We start from the raw sequence: 443 nt of genomic DNA, 5'->3' as shown, positions 1-443 counted from the left end.
GTCTTGCCTTCGAGGATGTAGACGTCGCCCGTTTCCATTTCGAGGGCCGTCACGCCGAGCACGTCGCCGTCCGCGTCGCGGATCAGGTCGAGCGCCATCCATTCGACGAAGAACTGCGTCTTCGCCGCGACGTTCTGCTGGTACAGCGTGTGCAGCAGCGCGTGACCGGTACGGTCGGCCGCCGCGCACGCGCGCTGGACCGGCTTCTCGCCGTAGTTCGCGGTGTGGCCGCCGAACGGGCGCTGGTAGATCGTGCCGTCCGCGTTGCGGTCGAACGGCATGCCGAAGTGCTCGAGCTCGTACACGACGTTCGGCGCTTCACGGCACATGAACTCGATCGCGTCCTGGTCGCCGAGCCAGTCGGAGCCCTTGATCGTGTCGTAGAAGTGGAAGTGCCAGTTGTCTTCGCTCATGTTGCCGAGCGACGCGCCGATCCCGCCCTG

Annotated in this window: 1 protein-coding gene; it reads right to left on the bottom strand. The window is 65.9% G+C overall.

Annotated elements, in window-relative coordinates:
- Window positions 1-443: FAD-binding protein (locus ACV22Z_RS35775; RefSeq protein WP_448080948.1), on the bottom strand; the 443-nt coding region annotated here is incomplete at both ends.

The organism is Burkholderia sp. PU8-34, assembly GCF_053427725.1.
The sequence above is the reverse complement of the archived record's forward strand: the minus strand, read 5'-3'. Positions and strand labels throughout refer to the sequence as shown.